The organism is Salinivibrio costicola subsp. alcaliphilus (assembly GCF_001996185.1).
Taxonomy (GTDB): domain Bacteria; phylum Pseudomonadota; class Gammaproteobacteria; order Enterobacterales; family Vibrionaceae; genus Salinivibrio; species Salinivibrio costicola.
On the sequence record NZ_MUFR01000099.1, the window covers coordinates 1 to 1309 of the forward strand.

Annotated in this window: 1 protein-coding gene; it reads right to left on the minus strand. The window is 42.9% G+C overall.

Going from position 1 to position 1309, the window contains the following annotated elements; translation table 11 throughout:
- Positions 1-95: 95 nt before the first annotated feature.
- Complete coding sequence (locus BZJ21_RS15295; protein ID WP_077670257.1) at positions 96-1055, minus strand: HD domain-containing protein; 960 nt, start codon at positions 1053-1055, stop codon at positions 96-98.
- Positions 1056-1309: the final 254 nt, after the last annotated feature.

A 1309-nucleotide genomic window follows, 5' to 3' on the forward strand; every position in this document is an offset into this window, starting at 1 on the left:
CCCAAACGGTCGCCATCGGATGATATGTCAGATCTGATGCCATGGTGTGTGGATCTCAGTGATGTCGAGTAGGCGTTCACCGGTTTATTAACCGCTTACAACATGAGTGATAGCCTAGATAAGTGCATCGTAAAATGTTGGTTAAACCAATTGGTAAAACAACGGCCTTCTTTTAATATTTCTTTAGCAACAATACTAACTTGTGTTTGCCATTGAGCACTTTTAAATGGTGTCCCATATGGAAAACTCCAATTTTCTTCGATGTTTGCTTTAGACCAATCAGTGTTTAAGCATTGAGGTGAATTCCAACAAGCTTCAAATAACTTTGATAACCATAATTGCGAATTTTCAAATACTGGCGGGTTATCCCCTCCCTTTGGGTACTGGGGCAACTTGTGATGTGAGACTATTAGCCATGCAACCAACTTTGCCAAAGGCGGTAGGTATTCAAAAGGATTCTTAGGATTCTTAGCAATTCCATCTCTTAGCCCATTTAAATTTTCAAGTACAAATGACTCGGTACTATGATTAATGTCTGCTAGTCTAGCCAACCAAGCCTGGTCGCTATCCTCGTTAACAAAGGCCTGAAAAATTCTTAATGACACCCATTCATGTCGGTATGGCTCACAAGCTATTCCTTGACTGCATGGTATGAGCTTCTGTTGAAACAAAGTAATTGCTTTTCCTACATCATGAAAAAAGCCTGCCAATTGAGCCAACAACGCAATGACATTGGTATTTAAATAAAAATGTTGTTTTGGGTTCAAATCAGCAGAAGTACTATTAACAGGCACATATCCCTCTGCATTAAATTTATTTTTATTTCCCACCACCCATAACAACTGGCTGCGTGAGCGAGAGCGAATCCAATGACAACTGACCGCGGTGCTGCGGCTGGCGGTTTTGCTCAGCATTTTTCGCACCGTGTTTAGGCCATCTTCGGTGATCAGCGTTTGCCAGGTGTTATCACCAATTCGGTTGGCAAAGGCATCGAGCACGCGGCGGGTTTTCTTCAGTGCCTTTTTCTCGCACTGAGAAATAAAGGTCACCATCATAGTTGCTGCTCCGTTATCTCATCCTCAGAGTAATCTTGCAGCGCAATGGCTTTGATGGTGTTGAATATAAAGTCCATCGCTTTGTGCTCAATAAAGGCTTGCAGGACTTGCTGGCGAAATTCTTGTTCGGTGGCGTTGTCTTTGGCGCATACAAACGTAAGCGGCCATTTCTCCCCACATTCAGATAACCACGATGACCTGATATTGATATGGCTCCTTCACTATCGGAGCGATATCATGACACGCGAAGACAA